Origin of the sequence: Bartonella sp. AA18HLJMS (assembly GCF_042197245.1) — a bacterium.
In the GTDB taxonomy this organism is placed as follows: Bacteria; Pseudomonadota; Alphaproteobacteria; order Rhizobiales; family Rhizobiaceae; genus Bartonella.
Window position 1 is genome coordinate 26,785 of record NZ_JBHIRP010000011.1, and the last position, 23,354, is coordinate 50,138.

The 23,354-nt window shown below is 39.3% G+C and carries 11 protein-coding genes, 1 pseudogene and 1 riboswitch; of the genes and pseudogenes, 6 read left to right on the top strand and 6 right to left on the bottom strand.

The features are described from left to right. Positions 1–599: 599 nt before the first annotated feature. From ACFINW_RS06895 to ACFINW_RS06910, 4 genes are all read right to left on the bottom strand, one after another. On the bottom strand, positions 600–3,710 hold the full coding sequence (locus ACFINW_RS06895; RefSeq protein ID WP_375673983.1) for a DUF6990 domain-containing protein: 3,111 nt from the start codon (positions 3,708–3,710) through the stop codon (positions 600–602). 48 nt (positions 3,711–3,758) lie between these two features. Continuing rightward, complete coding sequence (locus tag ACFINW_RS06900; RefSeq protein WP_375673985.1) at positions 3,759–4,340, bottom strand: SMI1/KNR4 family protein; 582 nt, start codon at positions 4,338–4,340, stop codon at positions 3,759–3,761. Between the two features lie 62 nt (positions 4,341–4,402). Then, entirely contained in the window at positions 4,403–12,022 is a 7,620-nt protein-coding gene (locus tag ACFINW_RS06905) for a DUF637 domain-containing protein (RefSeq protein ID WP_375673986.1), read from the bottom strand. Positions 12,023–12,113: 91 nt separating this feature from the next. After that, positions 12,114–13,874, bottom strand: coding sequence for a ShlB/FhaC/HecB family hemolysin secretion/activation protein (locus tag ACFINW_RS06910; protein WP_375673987.1), 1,761 nt, complete (start codon positions 13,872–13,874; stop codon positions 12,114–12,116). Positions 13,875–14,303: 429 nt separating this feature from the next. Here ACFINW_RS06910 and ACFINW_RS06915 point away from each other — a divergent pair. The 6 genes and pseudogenes from ACFINW_RS06915 to ACFINW_RS06940 form a co-directional block, all read left to right on the top strand. After that, a pseudogene (locus tag ACFINW_RS06915) lies at positions 14,304–14,962 on the top strand (type ISP restriction/modification enzyme); the annotation flags it as partial. A gap of 303 nt (positions 14,963–15,265) precedes the next feature. After that, positions 15,266–15,523 (top strand): type II toxin-antitoxin system RelB/DinJ family antitoxin, encoded by a 258-nt coding sequence (locus ACFINW_RS06920; RefSeq protein WP_375641073.1) that lies wholly within the window; start codon positions 15,266–15,268, stop codon positions 15,521–15,523. A gap of 1 nt (position 15,524) precedes the next feature. Beyond that, positions 15,525–15,797 (top strand): type II toxin-antitoxin system YafQ family toxin, encoded by a 273-nt coding sequence (locus tag ACFINW_RS06925; RefSeq protein ID WP_375630510.1) that lies wholly within the window; start codon positions 15,525–15,527, stop codon positions 15,795–15,797. Between the two features lie 1,666 nt (positions 15,798–17,463). After that, complete coding sequence (locus tag ACFINW_RS06930; protein WP_375673988.1) at positions 17,464–18,234, top strand: hypothetical protein; 771 nt, start codon at positions 17,464–17,466, stop codon at positions 18,232–18,234. An 81-nt stretch (positions 18,235–18,315) separates the two neighbouring features. Then, on the top strand, positions 18,316–18,894 hold the full coding sequence (locus tag ACFINW_RS06935; protein ID WP_375673989.1) for a hypothetical protein: 579 nt from the start codon (positions 18,316–18,318) through the stop codon (positions 18,892–18,894). 110 nt (positions 18,895–19,004) lie between these two features. Then, complete coding sequence (locus ACFINW_RS06940) at positions 19,005–19,784, top strand: hypothetical protein (RefSeq protein WP_375673991.1); 780 nt, start codon at positions 19,005–19,007, stop codon at positions 19,782–19,784. A 2,076-nt stretch (positions 19,785–21,860) separates the two neighbouring features. Here the strand turns inward: ACFINW_RS06940 and ACFINW_RS06945 are convergent. Beyond that, complete coding sequence (locus ACFINW_RS06945) at positions 21,861–22,067, bottom strand: Trm112 family protein (protein WP_273791466.1); 207 nt, start codon at positions 22,065–22,067, stop codon at positions 21,861–21,863. A 13-nt stretch (positions 22,068–22,080) separates the two neighbouring features. Continuing rightward, positions 22,081–22,743, bottom strand: a complete 663-nt coding sequence (locus tag ACFINW_RS06950; protein ID WP_375621604.1) for an LON peptidase substrate-binding domain-containing protein — start codon at positions 22,741–22,743, stop codon at positions 22,081–22,083. Between the two features lie 448 nt (positions 22,744–23,191). Then, positions 23,192–23,289: riboswitch (glycine riboswitch) on the top strand. Positions 23,290–23,354: the final 65 nt, after the last annotated feature.

The window sequence follows — 23,354 nt, forward strand, 5'->3', positions numbered from 1 at the left end:
CAGAGTTATGTATATTCATTTTCTTATATTACTTATAGGTTTTGTCTGTTTTTAAAACCCCCAAAACCCCTACAAAACCCTCTTAGATATATATTAAAAATTGTATTTATGTGTTATGTTTAATATAGGTTGTTTATTTGAAAGATTAACTTATTGAAATATAATAACTTTTATTTTGGATTAAAAAATATATATAAAGGGGGGGGTAAAAAGACCCCCCAAAACCCCCATACCCCCCTAAACTCATAACCATAATAGTCTTAATAGCATTTCTTATGATTATAAACCGTTTCTTTTGAAGGGCTTTAAAGGATCATATGCTTTTCATAAAGCACATTTTAATCACTCACTAAAATCATAAGATTCGTCTGTTAAATAAACTGACATAACCGATAAAATAGACAAAAGCCCATTAAAAGAGATTTTTATAATCTATGGAATAATTTTATAGATCTTTTTTTATAGGTTGTTTCCTTAAAATCTTGCACCAAAACCATGATCAGAGCCATACCACTGTTGAGTTTCTCAACTATGATCAAGGCTTTGGACCGCGCCTTATTTTCTAAATTTTTTGAAATCTTTTTGATATTTTTTAGGTGCTATTTCTTGTCTTTTTTTCCGATAAAATTGACTATTTTCTCTTTCCACGAGCGGGATTGCTCCTTGCTGATAACCTCTTGTTGATCATCAAACTTTTCTGCCACCCGTTCAATCAAAGCGTAGCTCACTTGCTTCACCTTTGCTACTTCTTTGGCTAAAGCTAATGCACGTTCAAGGTGGGTTTTGTTGATGCTTTCGTCAAAGCCTAGGTGATCACCTGCCGTAAAGCTTTGCTGATAAGATTTTAAGGTCTCAATATTGCCCAATAAGGCAAGAGCGCCAAGATGAAGCAAAGCATAATCCGTATCATCTGCTTTAGACGTTGCATCCCGTTGCCAAGGAGCAGTGCCATAATCAGAGCGAAGTCTTTTAGAAAGGTCAATGTCTTTGACTGACCATTCTAGCGCATCATCAAGTGCTTGCTTTAAACAATCCGTAGTGACTTCTGGTTCAAAGATTTCTAATCCCTTGGCTTCAAAATTAAGCTGTATATCTGGAATATCTTCCGTGTGGGTAGGATCAATGAATTTACAAGCAGCGGAAAGAATACCGGTACTAATCATAAAGGCGCTATCAAATTGCGGACAATCTTTGGCAACTTCGTCGTTATAAAGAATATCTACTTCACGATCAGCCAATTGATAGCTTGCCATATGGTCATTCTCATTGATTTTCTCGGTTGACCAGCCTAAGCTTTTCAAAAGCGTTGTCGCACTTTCCATGGTGAGACGATCATCAGTGTCATCCACTTCATCCACTTCCTCTGCCACTTCAACAGAAGTTGTTTTAGAAGCAACAGATGCTGTTTGCGCATCCAAGCTCAAAATCGGTGCATTTTTCGGAAAACCTGCTCGATAACCCCGTGCAAGAGTGAGAGCATTGTCAATATCATATTTTGTGATAGTATCTACAAAGCCTAGACGGTTCTTTCTTTGAAAACTCTCCTTATAAAACTTAAGTTTTTTGACATTACCAGTCAAAATAAGTGCAATAAGGTGAAATTCTGCAAGGCAAAATTCACTATTTGTTGGCAAAGCCGCATAATCATAAATGATTTGGTTGGTGTTTTGGTTATCAGCCCACTTAAGAATATCCACACAGATTTGCTTCAGTTTGCCTTCTTCAACTTCAACACTAGAAACTGTATAAACTTCTTCTGCCTCTTTGAGAGCTATATATTGAGGCTTCTCGGGAAAAACATCCCTATGAGCAGTGGAAAAGGCAAGTGTTGAAAGTGAAGCCTTGAATATAACGATCGGTGTTTTTCCTTTTCTATCAAGACTGTACATTATGTTGATAATACGGTCTTTGCTTATAAAATAGGCATTACGATTATAATTTTTGTCGCGATAGACTGTCCAGTTCATCATTTTTAATGTTTCAGAAACTGTATTAAGGAGAGCTAAAGATTGCACATCAATACGTGCATCCGCCGCCTTTCGCTCCTTTAAAACGGTCAGATGTCCTTCAGCAAATTGAACAGCGTGATTAACATATTTTTCCACATCATCGTCATCTAAATATTCAGAAATCGTACCTGCTTTTACGGCATTTTGATAGGATTTCAAGACATCAATTTGACCTGTTAATGCTAAACAAGCCAAATGCCATGGGATATCGGGACAAGAGCTATATTTTTGAACAAGCGCTTTGCTTTCTATCGCTGCTTCTAAATCCTGAGCACGCGCCCATTGTATCACCCGCTCAGAAATTTTGATAAGCTCCTGCTCATTTAATGTCTCTACACGAATATCAATTCCTTTATCAACACCACTAAAAACCCCTCCCTCAATCGTATTAAAAGACTGATAAATATTTGTAGCTGATATCTGCCTACATTTTCTACTATCGTGAATATAATGGCAAGCTACAGAAATATCTTCGTTGGAGATCTCTGCTTCAAGATGAACATTGTAATCATCATTTGGAAGACGTATAAAACCAAAATCAAATTGAATGAAGCGGTCGGGCAAAACTAACCACATTTTCCCAGGTTCCGTAACAAACCACCCTTGGGTTTTAAGAATGCGCGTTGCTGCTGTAAGACTCATCAAACACTGTTTCGGTTTTTTGCGTGCTAAAATGTCATCCAATTCGTTATTTTTATAAGCCTCAGCAAAAAAGATCATACGCTCAACCTGTGTCATCTTTTCATAATCAGAAAACTCTGGTGTATATAATTGAGATGTAGGTTTGTAATTCCTTAAAGCTTCGGTATCGCCGAGTAGAGCCTTTGCAACGAGAGAATGATTAGCAGCTTTTTCACGTAATTTTTTCTCAATATCTTGTGCGTGCGCCCAAACTAACACTTTATTTAAAGCTACCTTAACGTGGTTTTCAAAAAATTCTAGTGCTGTAACTCCAAAATTCTCTTCTGAAGAAATCAGCATATCCTCATATTGGTATCGCGATTTCTTACCGTTAGCGTATTCCCAGCCAAGACAATAGGCGGCAGTGGTAAGACTGACAGAAACCCATAATCTTCCACTATCCCGTCCATAATCTATGACACCATAATGAATACGCACTATGCGATCGGGGAGATGATAATAAGCAAACATATCACCCATTTCATCGCGATGGGGCTCCCAGCCAAGTCTTTTTAAAATCTCTGTTGCGTCTTTGGTTTGCATCGTCATTACCCCCCCCCCAGCATGTTCCATAATTCTTTTACAGAGAAATTCATAGAAGTTACTTGCGTAATGCTCTGAATCTCCAGATGCAATTTCAACATAGAGTGGGCATTCACCATCCCAAAACTGAGAATAATCAAAATAAAATGTTTCACCAAAATCAGTTCTATTCACGGCAAGCTGATTTGGTTTTGCGAAACCATTTTTTATATCCGTCAAATGATAGAAAACAATATCACCAGCAGGACACTTATCAAAACTTGCGTTATAAATGCTAAAAATTTCATAACCTCCAATTTCTCCTCCTCCATAATTTTTTAAAAAACTTTTGTAGGACGAGGTGAATTGTAAACCGAGAGTTTTTTCTGCCTCTTTAATCCGTACATCACTAGCTGCATCCTCTGCAGTGCCAAAGTCGATAACATCCGGATACTTATTAATTAATTGTGCAACATCAGCTAAGGTATAGGTTTTCATGGATGATCCTCAAAACTTGCGTAACGCTTCATATTTCCTCTATCAATTTCACCTCTTCCATAGTTTTTTCCAAAAGCTCTTGTAAAAAGGGATAGGTTGCGGAGTGGGAGTGTTCTCAATCTTTTCAATTGGTTGGTCACCATCAAGTATCTCTTCTCCCGCGTGTACTTTAATTCTTTTGCAAAGGAATTCATAAAAATCACTGGCGTAATATTCGCAATCGCCCAATGGAAACCTGACATAGAGTGGGCATTCACCATCCCTAAACTGCGTATAATCAAAATAAAAGGTTTCATCAAAATCAGCATCACAAACGATAAGCTGTTCTGGTGTCGCAAAACCATCTTTTCTATCGAGTAAGTTTCGGTAAACAATATCACCAACAGGAACACCTTCCCCACACTCCTTATAAAGACTAAAGATTTCTTCACCACCAATTTCCCCTCCTTTGTAATTTTTTAAAAAACTCTTGTAAGACGATGTGAATTGTAAGCCGAGAGTTTTCTCCGCCTTTTCAATTACAAGATCATCAACTGCATTTTTTGCAGTACCAAAATTGATAATCTCATCATCATATTTATTCACTTTATCAATTAATACTGCAACATCATCTAAGGTATAGGTTTTCATCAATTATTCTCCATAAATTATTCTATAAGTTTCTTTTTTCTCTTTTCATCAACCGTAGAGCATTATTGCCGATGCTCCTGTCCCCATCTGTCAAAATCTATCCCTATGATACTCCATTTCATATCAATTATTCCTCCTAAATTACTGTTTTTTTGTTCTCTATAACCTTTAGCGCGTTCCTTCCAATATTCCTCTCTCCACTTACCAAACTTTTCTCTCTCTATAAGCGATTGATGTGTTTTTGGATTAGCGTGAATCACGGAAGTATATTTGTTATGATCTTTACTACCAATTTCTGCTATGGGCCCCTCAGGCGTTTGCGATAGATGATGCAACTCAACAGGCTTGCCATCAAACCCCATAGGTGCTCTTCCTGCTTCCATTCTTTCAACATTGGTGCCCCATACTTCTTCCCCTTTTACTGTCCAACTAACAATTTTGTTAGGATCAAACAAATCGTCTCTCTGATAGGCTTTGTTAGTCTGTCCAAATTTGCTATCGGTAAATTTAGTAGGTTTCTTTTTTAACCACTTCTTTTTTTCTTTAGCAGCAAGTTTAGTTAGTTCTTTCTTCGCCGCAAGTTTGTCAGGATCTCCTTGAGCTGCAAGTTCTGCAAGATTTTTCTTGGAAGCGAATTGGGCAAAATCTTTCCTAGCAATGAACTTGATCACAGCCTTGTTGCCAAGATTTATAGCTCCCTTGGCTGCTCCAGCTCCTCCAGCAAAGTTTTCTAATACTCCGGCTGATAATCTTCCACTTTCAAAACCAGCATTAAAAGCTCCGTCAACCCCCGCTTTTTCAAGATTCTCTTTTACGTAATCTATATCCCCTATAAACGCATCCTCAACACCTCCCCAGAATTGACCAGCACCTTCCCAGGCATCATCAATCACATGTCCACTCACGACCCAAGACGCTCCTGTTCCAATGTCTTTAAAACTCTTTTCAACGCCCCCCCGTGGATTGCTAGCAAATATTATCATTTGTAACATCATGTTCTTCACAGCGCCATCAGCTAACTCGTATAGCTTGATTGGTGCATCGGCAATGAGACCAGCCATAATTCCTGTCGCAAAAGTTCTATCTTGTTGTTCATCAATCTCGAACCATTTTTCGTTAATATCTCTTCGACACTGATCATCAGGGCACTCTTCTAACTCTTTCTTCATCTGAGCGCGTTGTGCACTACCCAAAAAGTTATTTTCAGCGGCATTACCTGCGGCATCAGCGCCGGCATCAACATTGCCACCGGCAAGGGCAGCGGCAACGCCCCCGGCAGCACGTGCGACATCAATGGTGTGGTCTCTAAAGTCAGCAAACTGCGCATCAATCTTTGCGTTTATACGCGCTTCCTCTTCCGGAGTTGGGGTGCGACCGTTTAAGTCCCCCATTTCCTCTTTCACAATGCCTTGCACCCACAATTGAAACTGGAGCATAGCAGTGGCTTCGCCCACAGCACCCCCCACAGCACCGGCTGTGCAAGCACCACTCGCAACAGCGCCTTTTAAGCAGCCAAGACCGGCGTGGGCAACGATCTGCGTGACCGTATCTATTTTGCCTTCAGCCTTGGCGGTACCGATTTCTTCCGCCAACGATTTGCCAACCGTATCAGACAGGGCGATGCGCAGATTGTTAAAAAAGTTCTTGTCAAGAGAACCACCCTCAAGAGCCGTTTGAACGCCTGTGCCAATGGCGGCTTTGATCAAGTTCTTTTCCGCCTCACGGGTGATGCGATCAACCAGAGGAGCCGTTTTAGGCAAGGATTGTCCAACACCTGCCATTTCGGTTAGTTGGCTGGTTAAGCCTGCTGTCAACATCGACGAGACAATGCTGAGAATATTCTTTGAAGAGCCAAGCTCATGCAAGGCACCGGCAATATTGCCGCGATTATTGACAAGAGCCACAGCGCTTTTGTTAATCAGCGCTTGGACACCAGCCTGTATCGCCGCATTCATGGCGGTGCTCGAGCCAAGCCCCAAAGCACCGGTAATGGCACTGGCAGCGCCCGAAGCTGCTCCACCCGTAACCGCCGTGACAGCCAATGCCACGAGAGCCGCACCGGCTTCTGTCAGCCCTTGGGCTTTATAATCCCAGTCTTTAAATTCAGCCTTAACTGCTTGCCAATCCACTTGCTTGGATAATTCTGGATCATCACGCAGTTGCTTGATCCATGCCAAGCCTGGAGAGCGAGACAATTGCTCAAGAGATTTGTCTAAATCACCGGTTGCCTGATACTCAACAACGAAGCCATCACCCGCATCAAGCTTTATGCCACCCTTAGCATCTATGGTGACATGCTCGATGGTCTCCTTAAGGTAACCTTTATCGCTCTCACTCCACCACACAAGGTTTTCATTACGCTGATAAACGTCCTTAAAATCTTGATCCTTGTTGGTCAGAAACTTGATCTTCCCCGTATCTGATGCCAAATGCGTCTGACCACCACTTGATAGCCCTGCCGCATCAAGCGTGAGATCCCCATTTTGCGCATGCATGGAGAGGTTGCCCTCTGTTTCTATCGTGGTTTTGTTTGTAGTAACTTCTGTTGATTGTTGACGAAACTTATTCTTTTGCTTCGATTTGTCGCCTTCTTTGCCCCTCAGATCCAAATCAAAACTGTTAAAATCTTGCTCTGAAATCGCGTTGAGAGCGCCACCACTGGTGAAATCCCCATTGCCCTTGGCTTTAAACTTTCCCCCAAGGTTAAGTTCACCACCTGTGACAATGGTCAAATCTCCATCACTGTTGACTTCTGTCAAACGGTGCTCACTGCTTTGGGCGTTATAATGCCCTTTTTCCAATGTCTCCTTATGGTCACTCTCTAGCACTAATGAACCAAACGTAGCAGAACCATCGACAATCACCGTCATCGGACCGCCACTGCTCCATTGGCCACCAGTCATGCTTAAATCGCCAAGGGAGTGAATGTTTAAATCCTGTATAGAAATGATTTGAGCCTGCTGCCCACTGCGATCAACAAAACCATATTCATTCGTGTCACGGATTTTTGCAGTACCATCAATGATTGTCTTCGCATTGAGGGTGATGATATCCCCCAGAATAACCCCTGAAGAGTTGGCTAAAAGATCGCCACTGCTGAGATCTACGGCACCGCTGCCAAGCAAAAAACCACCATCATTAAACAAAGTTTGCGTAGTCGAAACATGCAATGCACCATTACTTGATATGGTGCCGCTATTGGTAAGACGGTCCGTCTCTATAGTGACGCCATTGCCTTTCAAACGTGCACTGGCAAGGTTTCCTTGCTGCGTTTTTGCCCCATAAACATCTTGTGCTAAAGAAGTGTTTGGTGCCAAATAAACGTGGGGTACCAAGACCTCTTGTCCGTCGACAAGGTGGGTCTCAAGCCAGATCATATCCTTTTTGATCCCAGCAATTTGCTGAGGCGTTAAGGGCTTGCCTAGCACTAACCCCAAGGGATCTTGCTGCTCCACAGCATTGTCATAGAGCCTTTGCATTTGAGCATTGGGATCTTCAACATCAAGAAGAGTGCGATTGCCTGTCAGCTCGAAGATTTGCTCACCCACCAGACGATATTCAAAATAAGCATCCCCTAATCTTTTAAACACGTTCTCAGGCTTATAATTGCCAATCTTTTTTAAGTAATAGTCCGATCCTAAAAATTTACTTGGGTTGATAAAATCTGGACGCGTCTCGACTAAAAATGGCACATCCGGTGTTTGGGTCTGGTCCAATTCTGTCTTAACAGAGTTAAGCCCATCTTGCGTTGGCACTTGTATGGATTCTGGTGCGGGTGTTTTTGTGCTTGGTGCAAAAAGCCCTTTGTGCCCTTTCAAACCATTGATAATACCGTCCAATCGATCATCACTAATCAGTGGTTTGGAACCGTCAAAATCGGTGTTTTTAACACCAGCCAACCCCTTATCGCCAGAGCTTAAGCCAACTTGCTCACCCCCCTCACGCACCGCATGATTGTCAATATAGCCTGTCAACTTGGCATCAAGCGTGCCACCAGCTTCAATCGTGCCGTAAACAGCATCATAAGTGCGGACGGTTGTTTTGGTATCAGTAGTACTGCCATAATATGTTATGCCTGTAATACTACACCCTCCTAATAATGTGTGGCAATGTTTCTTCCTGCGATGTGTTTCAGTTACAATCTTTGTTGTTTCGGTTAAATCGCGCCCCTCATTGAGCAGCGTATCACCCTGCATCTCAATGTTGCCATTAGCAGCAATCAAACTGTAGCTATTACGGATATCGCCGGCATGAACCGTGAGATGACGTCCTACTAAAATCTGTGCAGCTCCATTGGTAAAATGAGGCTGCTGACGAATGATCGTAGTGTCAACATCTTCCTTTATCTGGTGGTGTCTAACCTCGGTTTTTTTCCATTCTCCTCGCACGTAACTGTGAGAAACCACTTTATCGCTAACTTCAACTCCACCTTCACGCATGTTGGTAAGCGCTGAGACATCGAAGGTCATATCGCCTGACACGGCTTCTAAAAGACCCGAGCTGTTGATCACATGACCAGCCCGCTCTCCACTTAAACCACGGATGATGAGATTGTCTTCAGCAATGACATCGGCAAACTTATTAATAAAATCCCCATCTAAGGAGAAAATGGCAGATTTCTTGGCATAAATCAGCCCACTATTACTCAGATCAGCGCTCACATTGAGCGCAACCCCATCACCACTTGAACCAATACTGCCGGCATTGTCCAAAACATCTGCGGTTAAGACAAAAGCACCACCACTTTTGAGTACACCGTCTTCACCATTTAAAACCAGAGCAACTTGCCCCAATGACGGATCATGACTTTTTGCTATAAGCGTAAAACTGTCACTGGCTAAAAGCTGACCTGAATTGGCTAAAGACCCAAGCTTCGCATCAACAACACCGCCCACCATAATACCGGAATTGCTTAAAACATCATGACTGTTGAGAGTAAGTACCCCGCCTTGCGCTTCCACAAGCCCAGCTTGGGTGAGTGTGCCTGCCTTCAGCGTTACATCATAGGCGCCAACCTCACTTGTCTCGCCCATTGTCAATATGCCATCACTGGAAAGCTCTATCCGCTTTTTAGAGACAATGCGCCCCGTTTGGCTGAGATTTGTTTGCGCATGCAAAGCAATGGTATCATTGCTTTCTATTGTGCCACTATTGCTTAAATCACCGTGGCTGGTCAGTTGAAGGTCACCACGCTCAATCTCTATGTGCCCTGCTTGGATCACACTCTCAGCAACAATATTGACTGCCCCTTGCGTAGAAATAAGACCATCAACATTCTCAAAACTGCCCACATCAATGCGCAAACCATCCCGCGCTAAAACATGCGCACCTTCATCATGTGTAGCGTTTTGTTGCTCTGAATTTGTCGTTTCAGCGCTTTTATTGACAAAAGACGTTGCAACAATCTTCATCTCACCGGCTAAAGCACTGAGAAGACCAGCCTCATTATTTATATGACCAGCACGTGTCTCTTTCAGCCCACCAATGCTGAGAGCCTCTTCTGCAATCATTCTGCCCTGTGTGTTGGTTAAATCACCATCACTGAATACGTCCATAGATTTTTTGGCGTAAATCAGCCCACTATTGCTGACATTCCCTGCCACATTGAGGGCAACATTCTCACCACTAGAGCCAAGCACACCGGCATTGTCTAATTGCCCTGCGGTCACAACAAAAACGCCACCACTTTGAAGGACACCTTCGGATGTATTCTTCAGAAAGGCTTGTTGCGGATCGGCGCCTTCTTGTGTGCTTACCATCAAATGCAAATCATCGGTTGCAATAAACGTCCCTTGATTGGTAAATGCACCAATATGAGCATCGACACTCTCACCGCGCATTGTGCCGCTATTGATAACCCCATCACGCACTTGAAGGGTTAATGCTCCTTCTTGAGCTTCCACAGTCCCTGCTTGGGTTAAAGCATCAGCACTTAAAACCACATCATAACTTAAAATCGTGCTCTCTTGAGAGGTTGTGAGCATGCCCCCCGCTGTCAAGGCAACCTGCTGCATACTGACAATATCACCCGTATGATTGAGGGCACCATGGGCATCCAGCGTTATCTTCCCATTGGACAATACAGTGCCTTCTTGGATCAGGGCACCGTGATGCGCATAAAGGTCAATTTTTTGCTCTGCCACTAAGCGCGCGCGTGATGTAAGCTCTGCTGCTTCCACCAAAAGAGAGCCGCCGGCGCTATAATGTCCAGCGCCTACAGTGAGCCCATCATCGGCGCTCAAGACAATATTCCCCTTGGCACCAATATGGTTGTTTAAAGCGCTGATTTGATTGGTTTTAATGGTCAGATCGCCAAGGGAAGAAACCCCTGTTTGATCATTGTCTTGCATGCGGCTCAGATCAATTGTTGCTGCTTGGATCTCTAAAAGATCACCGGCGGCTATCCGCCCATTCCCCGCCTCAAGCTTTGCTGCCTGTAAATGCAAAGAACCCGTCGCTGACTGTTGACCATCACTCCCAATACCGCTTGCTAGAAGAGCATGAGACTGGAGCTTGATCAGATCGGCGTGCACATCAACAGTACCGCTCGCTGCAACGCGAGCTTGCTCAGCCAGTTCAACATGTTTCAAAGCCTTCAGTTCAACTGCTTCTTCTGAGAAAAGCAGATCTTTCACATGTACACTATCGTGGTGGGAGTGAGCCTTCACCGCTCCTTTGGCACGTGCTTTGGCAATTACCAGCTTGCCATCACTTGTCAATCTCATGGCGCCTGCATTGGCAACCATGTCTCCGCGCATCTTAACGCCCGCACCTTTATCATTGGCAATCACGCGGATCTGCCCCGCATACATTCCACCAAACTCACTGGAATCAATCGCCAATTCCGGCTCTTTGCCATCAGAACCAAGAGAAGTTGCTTCGCGTTTGTTATAATCAAAATGATTGCGCCCCGCGATAACAGCCAAATCTCCTTTGACCTGTATGGGACCCCCGACACTGATCTTGCGCGAAACAAGATCAAAAATATCTAATGCACTCCCATCAGCCCCACGAGCGCCTATGGTGATATCTCCACCCTCAACACGCAATCCACTCAAAGCGCCATCGGCTCCAATAATCGGTTGTCCGGTCGATAAAGTCACCCGTGGAGTATTGATAAAGCCACAACCGTTACAGGTAATCCCATTGGGATTGGCGATAATAACATCCGCCATATGCCCGTGTACTTCGCTCACGCCTTCAAGACGCGAGCGATTGGCACTCACCACTTCATTGAGGATAACCTTTGCTGCACCGCTATAACGCAAATTGCCGTTGCCTGGCACCAATCCCCCAAGCTGTGAACGCGAAACCTCCTCAGTCGAATTGTTCAAAATCACGCCATGGGTATCAACATTGAAACTGTCATATTTGTTATGAGAAAGACCCTGTCCATTGGGGCGAACAATATCAATCAGCGGCACATCATTGCCGGCTTTCCCCACCGTGGGGCGGAAAACAGAGCCAACCCCATCAGCTGCTTTAATCCCTTGGCTCTCTTGTGCAACAGGACTTCGCGCTCCAAGCGCTTGTGCTTGCAACAACAAAGGCTGAAAAGCTAAGCAAAAACTTAAAACAAGTGAAAGCCCCTTATGGATCCCTCGCTGCAAAACACAAAGAACGCGCTGCCATAGCTTGTATCCATATCCCAATCTATGCTTTTGATTTTTCAATCCCCGCATCTTCAGCTCCTCATAAAATTCTTTATCTCTTTAAAAAAACAACCCATATGGGTATAAACAGCGCAGCGATATTTTTTACCGCCCCTTTGCTCTAAAATCTCAATAATGCCCGCACTTGAAATAACCCTGTCGCATTTCCCTTTTCTCGCACTGTCGATTGGGTTAAAATATTCGAATAAGACACATCAATATCCGTAATGTCTCCGGTTGCATGGAAACCAAGAGTTGCCCCAACGAGGCTCCCGCCAAAACTGTTTTTGTTTACATTATTGGCCACGGCCCCCAGATCAAGCGCCATATAAGGGGCAAATTGGCTCATAAATTTACGCCCCATTCTCGAAGAAAAACCTGGCAACAACAGCGACAATTCATTGCGCCAAAACGCCCCATTATTGCCGTAATAAATCGCCTCACGCACCCCGCGCACAGAGGAACTGCCACCAAGCGATATTTGCTCTGAACTAAACAACGTGTCGGGTGATAATTGTCCTGAAAACAGCGTGTTATAGCGAAAGTTATATTGTTTGAGCGAAAAAGGACGCACGTAGCCTAGGGAAAAAGACAATTTGGAAAATTGCCCTTTGGGTGAATTTTTTGTTGCATTCTCTTGCTCTTTATCATCATAAGCGCCAAGAATTGCCAACCCTTTATGAAACCCTATATGCGCGCTTAATTCTCCTCCAAGCCACTTGCGCGAATGATCAAGCTCAAAGGTTGCAATAGCTAGTTTACGGCTGGAAACATCAACCCGACTGCCCATAATAAAATTATCAGAATATTTCCATGTTAAGCGTCCCGTAAGCCAGGTCTTTCCCTCTTGATCACGGTCGATAACCCGTGAAATCCATGGTGTCAGCGATAAAGACTTCCCCGCAGTCATAATATCGGAAAATATCCCCTTAACACTTGAATGATATTGGCTCCACGTCCCATCAAAACCTGTTGTCCAAGTGCCATAGGGAAGAGAAAAGGATCCCGTTAGAGTATCACTATTGGGGCGCTTGTGAGAAAAATGATACGGACTACCATCCATAGAACGCTGATAGCTAAACGACCATTGATCATTGATCCCCAACAGATCATCAAAAGAAAAGCTCAAGCGCGTTTGATAAAGCCCTGTTGCTTTAGCGCCAAGATTATCGCTGGAAAGCGTAATAAGCCAAGGTTTCTGTTTTTCAATATGAACATCGAGTATCGAACCACCCGAATTGCTCCCCGCACCAAGATTAATGGTGGCTTGGCGTGAGAAAAGCCGATTGATTTGATCAAGCCCTTGCTCTATCTGGCGCAGATTGGTCGGCTTTCCAATAAGGTTTGGAAAAGCCGTGGTGATTTCTCCTTGAGATTTCCTTCCAACTTTATGCCCATCAAGGGTAATATCTTCCATCACACCTTCAACAACAACAATCTTGAGATGACCGCCGCTTAAATCTTGCTCAGGCAAATAAGCCCGCACCGCAATATAGCCGCGCTTCATATAAAGCTTGGTCACCGCTTTGAGCACTTTGTTGATTTCGGCAATCCCCAAACACCGTCCTTCCCAAAGAGAAATGGCTTCATGAAGGTTGGTATGAGAAATCAACTGAGCGCCAACAAATTCAATGCTTTTGATCAGCAAACAGGTTGTACTAGATGAAGCACCATAGGCAGATGTGGTATCATCGTCTGGCAAAAATATCCCATGTGTTTCGTTTCTACGGTGCAATCGTTGAAAACGCTGTTCTTGCGTTTGTTGTCGTTGGATGCTCTCTGATTGATTAATCGCTTTCTCACGAATGTTTTGGGCAAAACTCGGCAACGAGAAAAGGCACAAAATAGCCGCAAAAATAAAAGTGAAAAAAAATCTATGCATTCATTGTGCCCTCAAAATGAGCAACAAAATGACCCCCATCATCAGCGTCACAGAAAAAATCGCCAACCGCGTAACAATTTTTTAATTTTTTGATGAGAGTAATACTTATAACATCTGAGAAAAAAGCATAGACTGTACTGTATACACCTGCTTTATGAGTTGTGCAAACCATATCATTTCCCCCGCTTTTGAAGATTTTACAATGACACTGTTAAATGACAATCATACACTCTAATATGCTTCTTAATTTTAAGGTGTTGCATGTAATATAATTTTGAGCTTCAAGTAAAGACTGTTATTCATAGAATAGACCAAATTTATTGGAACTGTTACATATTAGAGACAACAAAAAACTATCCATTGATTGTCGCTTGATAAGAAAAATAGCATGACAATCGCTTATTTACTAAAATAAGAAAAAAGAAAATGCGTAATGCTATAACTAATGAAGGATTAGCATATTTAAAAGCCGTTTATCCCAATGAAAAAACACTAAAGATGATCTGTTTTATTATGTTTACGGTCTTTTGCATTCAGAAGATTATCGCACCCGTTATGCTGATAATTTATGCAAAGAATTGCCTCGTATCCCTTGCGTAAAAACGGCTGATGATTTTTGGAAATTTGTGACAGCAGGGCGTGAACTCGGTCATTTGCACGTGAATTATGAAGATGTAGAGCCTTATCCTGTGACCTTTAAAAAGGGTAATCCAAAATTAACTGATATCTCTAATCCAGAAAAGTTTTATTACGTGACAGAAATGAAATTCGCAAAAATTAAGGATAGTAAGGAAAAGAATAAATCAACTGTTATTTATAATAGCAATATCATCATGACAGATATCCCTAAGTAAGCTTATGAGTATATCGTAAATGGTAGACCTGCTCTTGAATGGGTTATGGGGCGTCAATGTGTAAAGACTGATAAAAAGAGTGGCATTGTGAATGATGCCAATCACTATGCTGTTGAAACCATTGGCAACCCTGCCTATCCATTGGATTTGTTTCAAAGGGTTATCACTGTAAGTTTGGAAACCATGAAAATCGTTAAGAACTTACCAAAATTAGAAATAAGAGAAACCGAATAACTTATAAAGCATGCTCACATAATGAGAGTGATAACCTTACAAGGGGTATAGAGCTTATAACCATAATCTATACCTCTCTTGTTAAGTTGATTAGATATAATCTTCTTTCTATGAGGGATAACAAAATAAAGTTAAGAGAATAGGATTTTGCAACATTCCTCTTAATTATTGCGAATCAAGGATTCTTTTCGTGGAGTTTTTTTTGCCATACCTGCTATCCAGAGGGTTTTTAATTCTAAAAAATTGACTTGAAGTCACAGTGTAGCTACACTATAATAAAGGTTTTAAATGGAGATACAAATCATGAAAGCCGATTCTGTTGTTCGCGCTCGCATTCCTGCTAAAATGAAAAAACAAGCGATGATTAATTTAGAACGTATGGGATTAAGTGCATCAGACCTTATCCGCATAACATTTTTGCGTGTCGCTGAAGAAGGTTGTTTGCCTTTTGATCTTAAAGTACCTAATAGTGTCACACGTAAAGCTATAAAGGAATTAGATGAAGGTAAAGGTAAGACATTTAAAAACGCTGATGCCCTTTTTAAGGATTTAGGCATTTAATATGCTGATACCCGTCCGCTCAAGACAATTTAAACGTGACGTGCGCAAAGCGGAAAAACGCGGTAAAAATATGAATAAGCTGCGTACACTATTGAGTCTTCTAATTGAAGAAAAGCCATTACCAAGACATTACTGTGATCATCCACTAAAAGGCGATTGGGTAGGATATCATGATATTCATATCGAACCAGATTGGCTGCTTATTTATAGAATAGAAGGAGATAAATTACATCTTATTCGTACAGGAACGCACTCTGACCTTTTCAAAGAATAATTATATGAAAAGTTAAAAATACTCTAATTTTTCTCTACATAAAGAGCGCAGACCGTAAAAAACTCGCTCTTGAAGCTATAAAAAAGCTTCAAAAAGATGAGGGATAGAGAAAAAAACTAATAAAATCAATAAAGAATAAAATTCTCATTATTAATATAACTTATTGACTTAATTATTATTGAGTATCCCTTTTTTAAATAATAGTTTATATGCGTTATTCTAAAAAGAAATCATTTGCACTTTTAAATACTCTTATTTGGATTACTTTAAAACTTTTAAGAAATCCCATCTTAAAGTGAATACGCTTCTTTTACATTGCCTTTAAAAGATTATACCGTAATCTAAAATGATAGCTTTATTGTTATCAGAAGCTTTATTTAAAGAGGGTTATGTATATTCACTTTTCTTATAGGTTTTGAAGGTATAAAAACCGTCAAAACCCCTTCAAAACGTATATTATTAGTTGAATTTATAGGTTGTGTTATCAATAGAGGTTGTTTTTTAAGATCTGTAAAATATTAACACATTGAAAAATAACGTTTTTACTTTTTATCGTTTTTTTATCTAAAAGAGGCAACCGTCAAAACTCATAACCTAATGATCTTGATAGCATTTCTTATGAGTTATAAACCATCTTTTGAAAGGCTTTAAAGGATCACATACTCTCATAAGACATGTTTTAATCATTCACTAAATGATCACTTTTGACGATTCAATGTACTGACACAAACTGACAAATATATATTTACAGTTGTATTTATTTGTTATGGCTGTTTTAATAAGTTGTATTTTGAAAAATTCATAAAACTTAACTTATTGAAATATAATGATTTTAATTTTCTCTCATTAAAAAAAATGATATAGGTTCTAAAAAGAACTGACAAAAATGACAAAAGTTTATTAAAAGGGATTTTGCTCATCTCTATAATGATCAGTTTCTATTGAGATGTTTTCATAAGTGTTTTCATAACAGGCAATAAATCACAATTATCCTATTTATCGTTTCTCTTATGAAACTGAAAAATGATGCCATGGCTGTAAAGAACATAACAGCTATAGAGAAAGCAAAAATGCAAATGAAAGCATTTGTTATAAGAGCGCGGTGCTATTAAGGTTTTTTAAATTAGAGCCCCTTATAAACAAAATTCACAAAAAATTTAAAATTCATTTAGTAAAAAAATGATAGGTTATAAAGCTAAAAATACGCATTATGAGAGCGTTTCTAAATATTATAAATATATAGATTCAAAAAATAACGCAATCGTTTCATAAAGCCCATAATATAGTTTTAAAAGCACATAAATATAAAAGAAACAATTAATAAGCATAAGATATTATCAACACGCAACGTATTAAAAAATAAGAAAAAATATCAAAAAAGATAAAATATTATTTGACAATAAATACGTATTTTGCTATATAAATAATCAAGTGCTTAACAACACTAAACAGTAAGCGAATAGGTTGCGATAAACCTAATCCTATTAAAAACTGACTATCTTTTATGCTTTTGTTAGCATATATAGTGATTTTGTCGGGTGTAGTTACACCATACAATACCCATTTATGGGAAAAGTGTAACGACGGACTTACTGCCGTGTTTGTTAGCACCCGGCGCCTCTATAGAGATGCCAATAACAAACATTTAATCAGTAAGGTTTTAATTATGAAAAATATATCAAAAAACACCCCCGTTATCTCTAATATTTCAAATGAAACCACGTCTGTTAATCAACAAGAGCCTGCAAAAAAATATGAATTTATTGATGATTGTGAATATATCGATGGTCATTTCTTAACTCGAATTAGAGCCTTAAGAGATTTTGATGATGTCAAAAAAGGCGATTTAGGGGGGTATATTGAAAATGAAAGCAACTTATCTCATGAAGGTAATTGCTGGGTGTATAATAAAGCTCGGGTCTTTCAAAATGCACGCGTCTTTGGAAATGCTAAAGTAAAAAGCTTTTTTGTTGATGTCTATGGTAATGCTCAAATTTATGGGAATGCTATTTTTGAAGGTATGACATTAAAGGACAATGCAAAGCTGTCTGGTAATGCGCATGCTAACAACGCCGTTGTAATTGAAGGCAATGCACAAATTTATGATAACGCCCGTGTCACTGATCATGCTCATATTTCCGATAATGCTGTCATTTGTGATGATGCCCATGTCGGAGGCAATGCAAAAATAAGTGGCTCTGCTTATATCTGTGATGAATCGCGTGTTTTTGATGATGCTGTTATTTGTGATGCTCTTGTCTCAGGCAATTCTTACATTCATAGCAATGCCTCTTTAACAGCTAATGAAGATATCTGTGATGATGCATATCCTGAGTTTGGGAGCGAAGATGATTATTATCGTCATGAGTATTATGCTGATTTTGAAGGGTATTATGACGATGATAATGACAGCGAATATGAAAGTGATGCTGCGTAAATGACACGCGCGGGTGCGGCGGGGGCGCCCTCCTTTAAACATCTCATTTAAAAATTTAAATCTCTATAAAGGAATTGTGCTATGCAAAAAAAGTTTGCACTCACAAATGAAACGCGTGTAATTAATAATCATACCCTTTATCGCATTAAAGCATTAAAAGACTTTGCTGATGTTAAGGCTGGTGCCTTGGGTGGCTTTATTGAAAAGGAAGATAACCTCTCTCATGATGGCAATTGCTGGGTGTATGATGAGGCTCTTGTGTTTAAAAATGGTCACGTTTATGAAAATGCAAGAGTTTTTGGCAATGCTGTCACTTGTGGTCATATCTATGGTCATGCGCGGGTTTATGACAATGCTATCATTGCTGGCTATGTTTATGATAATGCCCATGTTTATGGCAATGCTGTTATTTCTGATAATTCCCATGTTTATGGTAATGCACATGTGTATGGCAAGGATATTATTTATGATAATGCCTATGTTTATGACAATGCTAGGGTTTATGAAAATGCTCGTATAGCAAATAACGTGCATGTTTATGAAAATGCCAATATTCATGGCATTGCTGTTATTCGTGAAAATGTCGGCGGGTTTACTAAAATAAAAACCTATACTGAACGTCTCTCTCCTTATAGTGAATTAGAGATTGTCTGGGTCTAATCTAAAGCAGTGTAAATGAAAGCACGGGCGCGGCGAGGGTGCCCCTCTTTTAAATTTCCCATTCCAAATTTTAGCAAACGTTTATCACATTAAATTGTGAGGGTATCTCTATGTGCAAAAAATACGAATTAACCAGTGAAATCAAAAAAATCAAACATGCTCTTACTCGAAATATTATAAACCTTTATCGCATTAAAGCTTTAAAAGATTTCGATGATATAAAGGCGGGGTCTTTAGGCGGCTTTATTGAAAAGGAAGTTAACCTATCCCATGATGGCAATTGCTGGGTCTATGATGAGGCTTGTGCCTACGGTCATGCAAGAGTGTATGAAAATGCAAAAATACGGCATTATTCGCAAGTCTGTGGTCAAGTTTATGGCAATGCTGAAGTCTATGGAAAAGCTTTTATCTCTCAATATGCTAAAGTTTATGACCATGCTTTTGTCTATGGCAATGCTCATGTTTATGGCAATATTTATGGGTATGCTCATGTGAATGGTAGTGCCCGCATTCTTGCTGATGCTCATATTTATGATCATGCGCATGTTTCTTATGATGCTACGGTTTTTAGTTATGCACGCGTTTATGGTCATGCCAAGGTTTCTGGCTCGGCTTGTATTTATAGCCATGCAAAAGTTTATAATTATGCTGTTATTAATGGTCGTGCAAAGATTTATGGCAAGGTTTATGGGAATGCTTATGTGAGTGGCTCTTGTGAGATTTATGGCTCTGTTTATGGCAATGCTAAAATCTCATATTGTGCAACGATCTGGGGGCGTGCTTATGGCAATGCAAAAATCAATAAAAAAAGCAAAGTAAGGTTGGTTCCAAAAAATTGTGAGGTTTATGAAAGGGATAATGTTGTCAATATAACTGATAAAACAGAATAAAAAGAGACATGGGGGGCGTGCATTCTTTATGGTTATAAACGCATATAAAATGCATTGCTATAAACATATCATAAAAGAGAGAGTAAAATAAAAAAAGCCGTGCCAAGTGATATGACGCGGCTTTCAAATGTCTATTCTAATGATTAAAATGAATCATCCACAATGGAGTAATGAATGCATATATACAAAACGTATCATATTGCAAGCGCTCTATGAGAGATATGAAAACTTATCAAAAGAAACGTAAATGTGCGTATGATCTTTAATCACTCATTTGAATAAGAGAGCCTATAAACGCTCGGTAGCTTTAACAATCCAATCAAAAGAACATGCATATTAAGTGAATATCTTATAACAAAACGTTTTTTACATTTACGAGCATTGGTTTTTACAAAGCAGCTTTTCATAAGATAAATAAACAAACGCTTTTATAAAGTGTAAGGTTTTTAAGATTTTGCTCTGCTGTGAAATCTAGATCTTCGTTTTTCATAAATGAAACGTTCTTAAGAGCAAATGATAACTAAGTTATAACTGTAATAAAAAAGTTTTAACGTTTCTTATGAAGATCTCATTTTATGTTTCAAACGTTTAAACGTGCATTTAAAGAGGTTTTCATAAGCGTATTTGTACTTTTCATAAAACCTAATTTCTTTAAATATTAGCCGGTCCATTTTTGGAGACATTATCTTAGAATAAAGCATTCTTTAAACATTACAGCTTTTGACTCAAAATTGAGTAAAAATCCATGTGAGATTACAATGGTTTTGAAGTTTTCTTGCTTGCGTTATATCATTAAAAAGCTTTCTCTTTCATAAAACATAACATTGTGATTTTCATTCTAGAGTCATGATATTATATTTATGCTGATTACCTATCATTTTCTAAACTTTTAGAAAGCGCTTTAAAAGTGATCTTGTATTTAAATCCTTTTATGCAATCTTTATAAATTAAACCTATAAGCTTATGACAGTTTCAAACGATTATTCGATTGAAGGTTTCGCTCAAAAAAGAGCAAAACTCATACCATTCTTTAAACGTATAATCGATAATTCCAAACGACTAAATTTTTAAACAATGTGATTTGTGCTGTGATAAAAACGTGTCATAAAATTTATAAACTGTTATAAATGATATCTGCTTTTCATTTCATTTGAATGCACACATGCGTTATAATATTTGTATCATGACTTGCTTTTTATGGTCTATTCATACATGGCAATCTTATATAAAAAAGGGTCAAATGGATCATGCATAAAAGTGTGGATTCTTAAGTGGATTCATATAAAATAATTGCATATAACACACTGAATTTATTATATTTTTATGGAATAAGCGTTTCCGGGGTCTGGAAGTGCTGAAACCGAGTCAGCCCCTTGCTTTTAGTGCTGAAAGCACTTGGACATATGAAATTACAACAGTGTTTCTTGTTTGTTTTTTCAAGTTTTCATGTAATTAATGCGTATATTATACATAAAAAATATTGCTTGAGATACTTTAGATACTTTTAAAAATTGTAAAGCGAAATTAAAGGGTGATGGTAAGGTAATGGGGTGATTTTCTCCTTTACGATTTTATGTTTTTTTCCCCAAAAATTAGGTTGCTTCTCCGTTTCAAAGATTACGCAAACAGATAAATATTCTTGTCCCGATATGGTATACATAAGATGATATAACTTGTCGTTTTTATTCATCTTAAATCGAGGTATCTCAAATATGTTGTTCGTAAATAGTATAAATTAAAGTCCATGAAATATAACAATCTTTATGTTTAATATAATAAATTTCATTTACCTGAGTTGGTTCAAAATGTTATTATAATTCTTGCTTTTAAGAAGTTCATAAGAGCCATTTTTATTCAGATGCTTGTGTGGTGCAAGCGAATGGTTTTGATTGCTTCAGTATGAACAGGCTGGAATGAGAGAATCTGATGATATTTTTGGCTTTTGTTACAAGGTGTAAAGCGATATAGATATCTTCATTGTAAAACTCTTTTTTCAGAAATCGTAAATATTGAGATATCATATTGATAGAGACTTGATAACAGTGGGCTTGTAGAGGGAAATTGCATGAGGATTTTTTATTTTTTATGCGTTATTTCTTCATTGTTTTGCAAAGGGCGCGCTTCTGAGGCAAGCATAATGGGAACGCCATCACGAATAGGGTAGGCAAGTTTGGCTTTGAGAGAAATGAGCTCTTGTGTTTTTCGGTTGAAAGAGAGAGTACCTTTCGTCATTGGGCAGACGAGCAATTCGAGCATTTTTGGATCTGTGGTCATTTTTTTCATGTTTGGACATTCATTAGTTTAAGCGGTAATCTGTTCCTGTTTGTTTCATGAGCGAGCGTTCTGTTAATGCAAGAAGAGTTTGGGCACGGCTTTCGATATCTGGAGCTTCAAGGAGAGCTTGTTTTTCTGCTGGTGTAAAGGGGATAAGAGCTGAAAAAGCATTAACCAATATAGGTGTAGGGGCTTCTATGATGCTGCTCCAATTATATTCCATTTCATGTATGGTTAGATATTTTTCTACAACGTCGAGTAAGTTCTCTCGGTTAATGCTTTCTTCAATATCAAATTCTTGCAAGTCTTTTATGTTTGATTGGATGAGAGCTGTTCGATAGGATTTTGTGTTTTTCAATTCTTGTTCTAAAGTGAAGCGGCAAATACCTTGTAAGATAATGAACAGTTGTCCGTTTCCTGTTTCACTGTAGTTTGTAATGCGCCCTATACAGCCTGTTTTATAAAGTTGTGTAGAGAAGCGATCTGTATCCGATGAAAGTGGTTGAATAATGCCCAATAGACGATCAGTTACCATAACATTTTCAATCATTTCAAGTGATTCTGGTTCAAAAATATTGAGTGATAAAAAACCACCGGGTAGTAAGAGTGCACCTTCTAAAGGAAAAAGAGCAATTTGTTTTGGAAGATCATTTTCGCAATTGTAAGAGATATTACCAGCTTTCATGAGTATTTTGTCACCTTTGTTCGGTAGTTTTAGTCTGTAAATAGTCGCTATTTATGACACTATTGAGAAAGCAGAAAACCTACTTCTTGTGCATTAAAATCATACTTATAAAATATTTGAAGTCCTTATTCTCAAAAAGAATATGAAACCCTATCTTTAAGGTTGAACTGCGCGCGAAAGAATATTGCTTTGCGATCTTTTTAGTGTGTGACGTTTTGCATGATTTTCAAGAGGTATTTTTGTTTATAGCTTTTGATTTTTGTCTTAAATTTCCTAAAATGTGTTCCTTGCAATTTTTGTAAGGTTCAAAAAAGGATAATATTATAAATCTTTTGAAGCAGCTTATGCAAGTTTTAAAATGAGAACATTTTCATCACTTTACTAATGACAGTGTGATGAAGATAGGCTATAGGTTTAAATATGCTGGAAAGAGCGTTATCGTTTCTTTCATTCTTTTGCGGGAGAGTGCAGATTGCAAATTTTCGCATTGCCGCCGAAGGGGAAATAGCCCATAATCTCTCAGGCTTTAAGGACCGTAAAAGGAAGAAGGCAGATCTGGAAAGTCGGGAGAACCCGCGCCGAAGGTGTAAGCGAAAAATTTTTTCGCGAGT

Excerpts from the sequence above, each read along its gene's own strand:
- ACFINW_RS06910 (WP_375673987.1), bottom strand. The coding sequence starts at position 13,874 with ATGCATAGATTTTTTTTCACTTTTATTTTTGCGGCTATTTTGTGCCTT.
- ACFINW_RS06950 (WP_375621604.1), bottom strand. The coding sequence starts at position 22,743 with ATGAAAGCTGGTAATATCTCTTACAATTGCGAAAATGATCTTCCAAAA.
- ACFINW_RS06945 (WP_273791466.1), bottom strand. The coding sequence starts at position 22,067 with ATGAAAAAAATGACCACAGATCCAAAAATGCTCGAATTGCTCGTCTGC.
- ACFINW_RS06895 (WP_375673983.1), bottom strand. The coding sequence starts at position 3,710 with ATGAAAACCTATACCTTAGCTGATGTTGCACAATTAATTAATAAGTAT.
- ACFINW_RS06905 (WP_375673986.1), bottom strand. The coding sequence starts at position 12,022 with ATGCGGGGATTGAAAAATCAAAAGCATAGATTGGGATATGGATACAAG.
- ACFINW_RS06940 (WP_375673991.1), top strand. The coding sequence starts at position 19,005 with ATGTGCAAAAAATACGAATTAACCAGTGAAATCAAAAAAATCAAACAT.
- ACFINW_RS06930 (WP_375673988.1), top strand. The coding sequence starts at position 17,464 with ATGAAAAATATATCAAAAAACACCCCCGTTATCTCTAATATTTCAAAT.
- ACFINW_RS06935 (WP_375673989.1), top strand. The coding sequence starts at position 18,316 with ATGCAAAAAAAGTTTGCACTCACAAATGAAACGCGTGTAATTAATAAT.
- ACFINW_RS06925 (WP_375630510.1), top strand. The coding sequence starts at position 15,525 with ATGCTGATACCCGTCCGCTCAAGACAATTTAAACGTGACGTGCGCAAA.
- ACFINW_RS06900 (WP_375673985.1), bottom strand. The coding sequence starts at position 4,340 with ATGAAAACCTATACCTTAGATGATGTTGCAGTATTAATTGATAAAGTG.
- ACFINW_RS06920 (WP_375641073.1), top strand. The coding sequence starts at position 15,266 with ATGAAAGCCGATTCTGTTGTTCGCGCTCGCATTCCTGCTAAAATGAAA.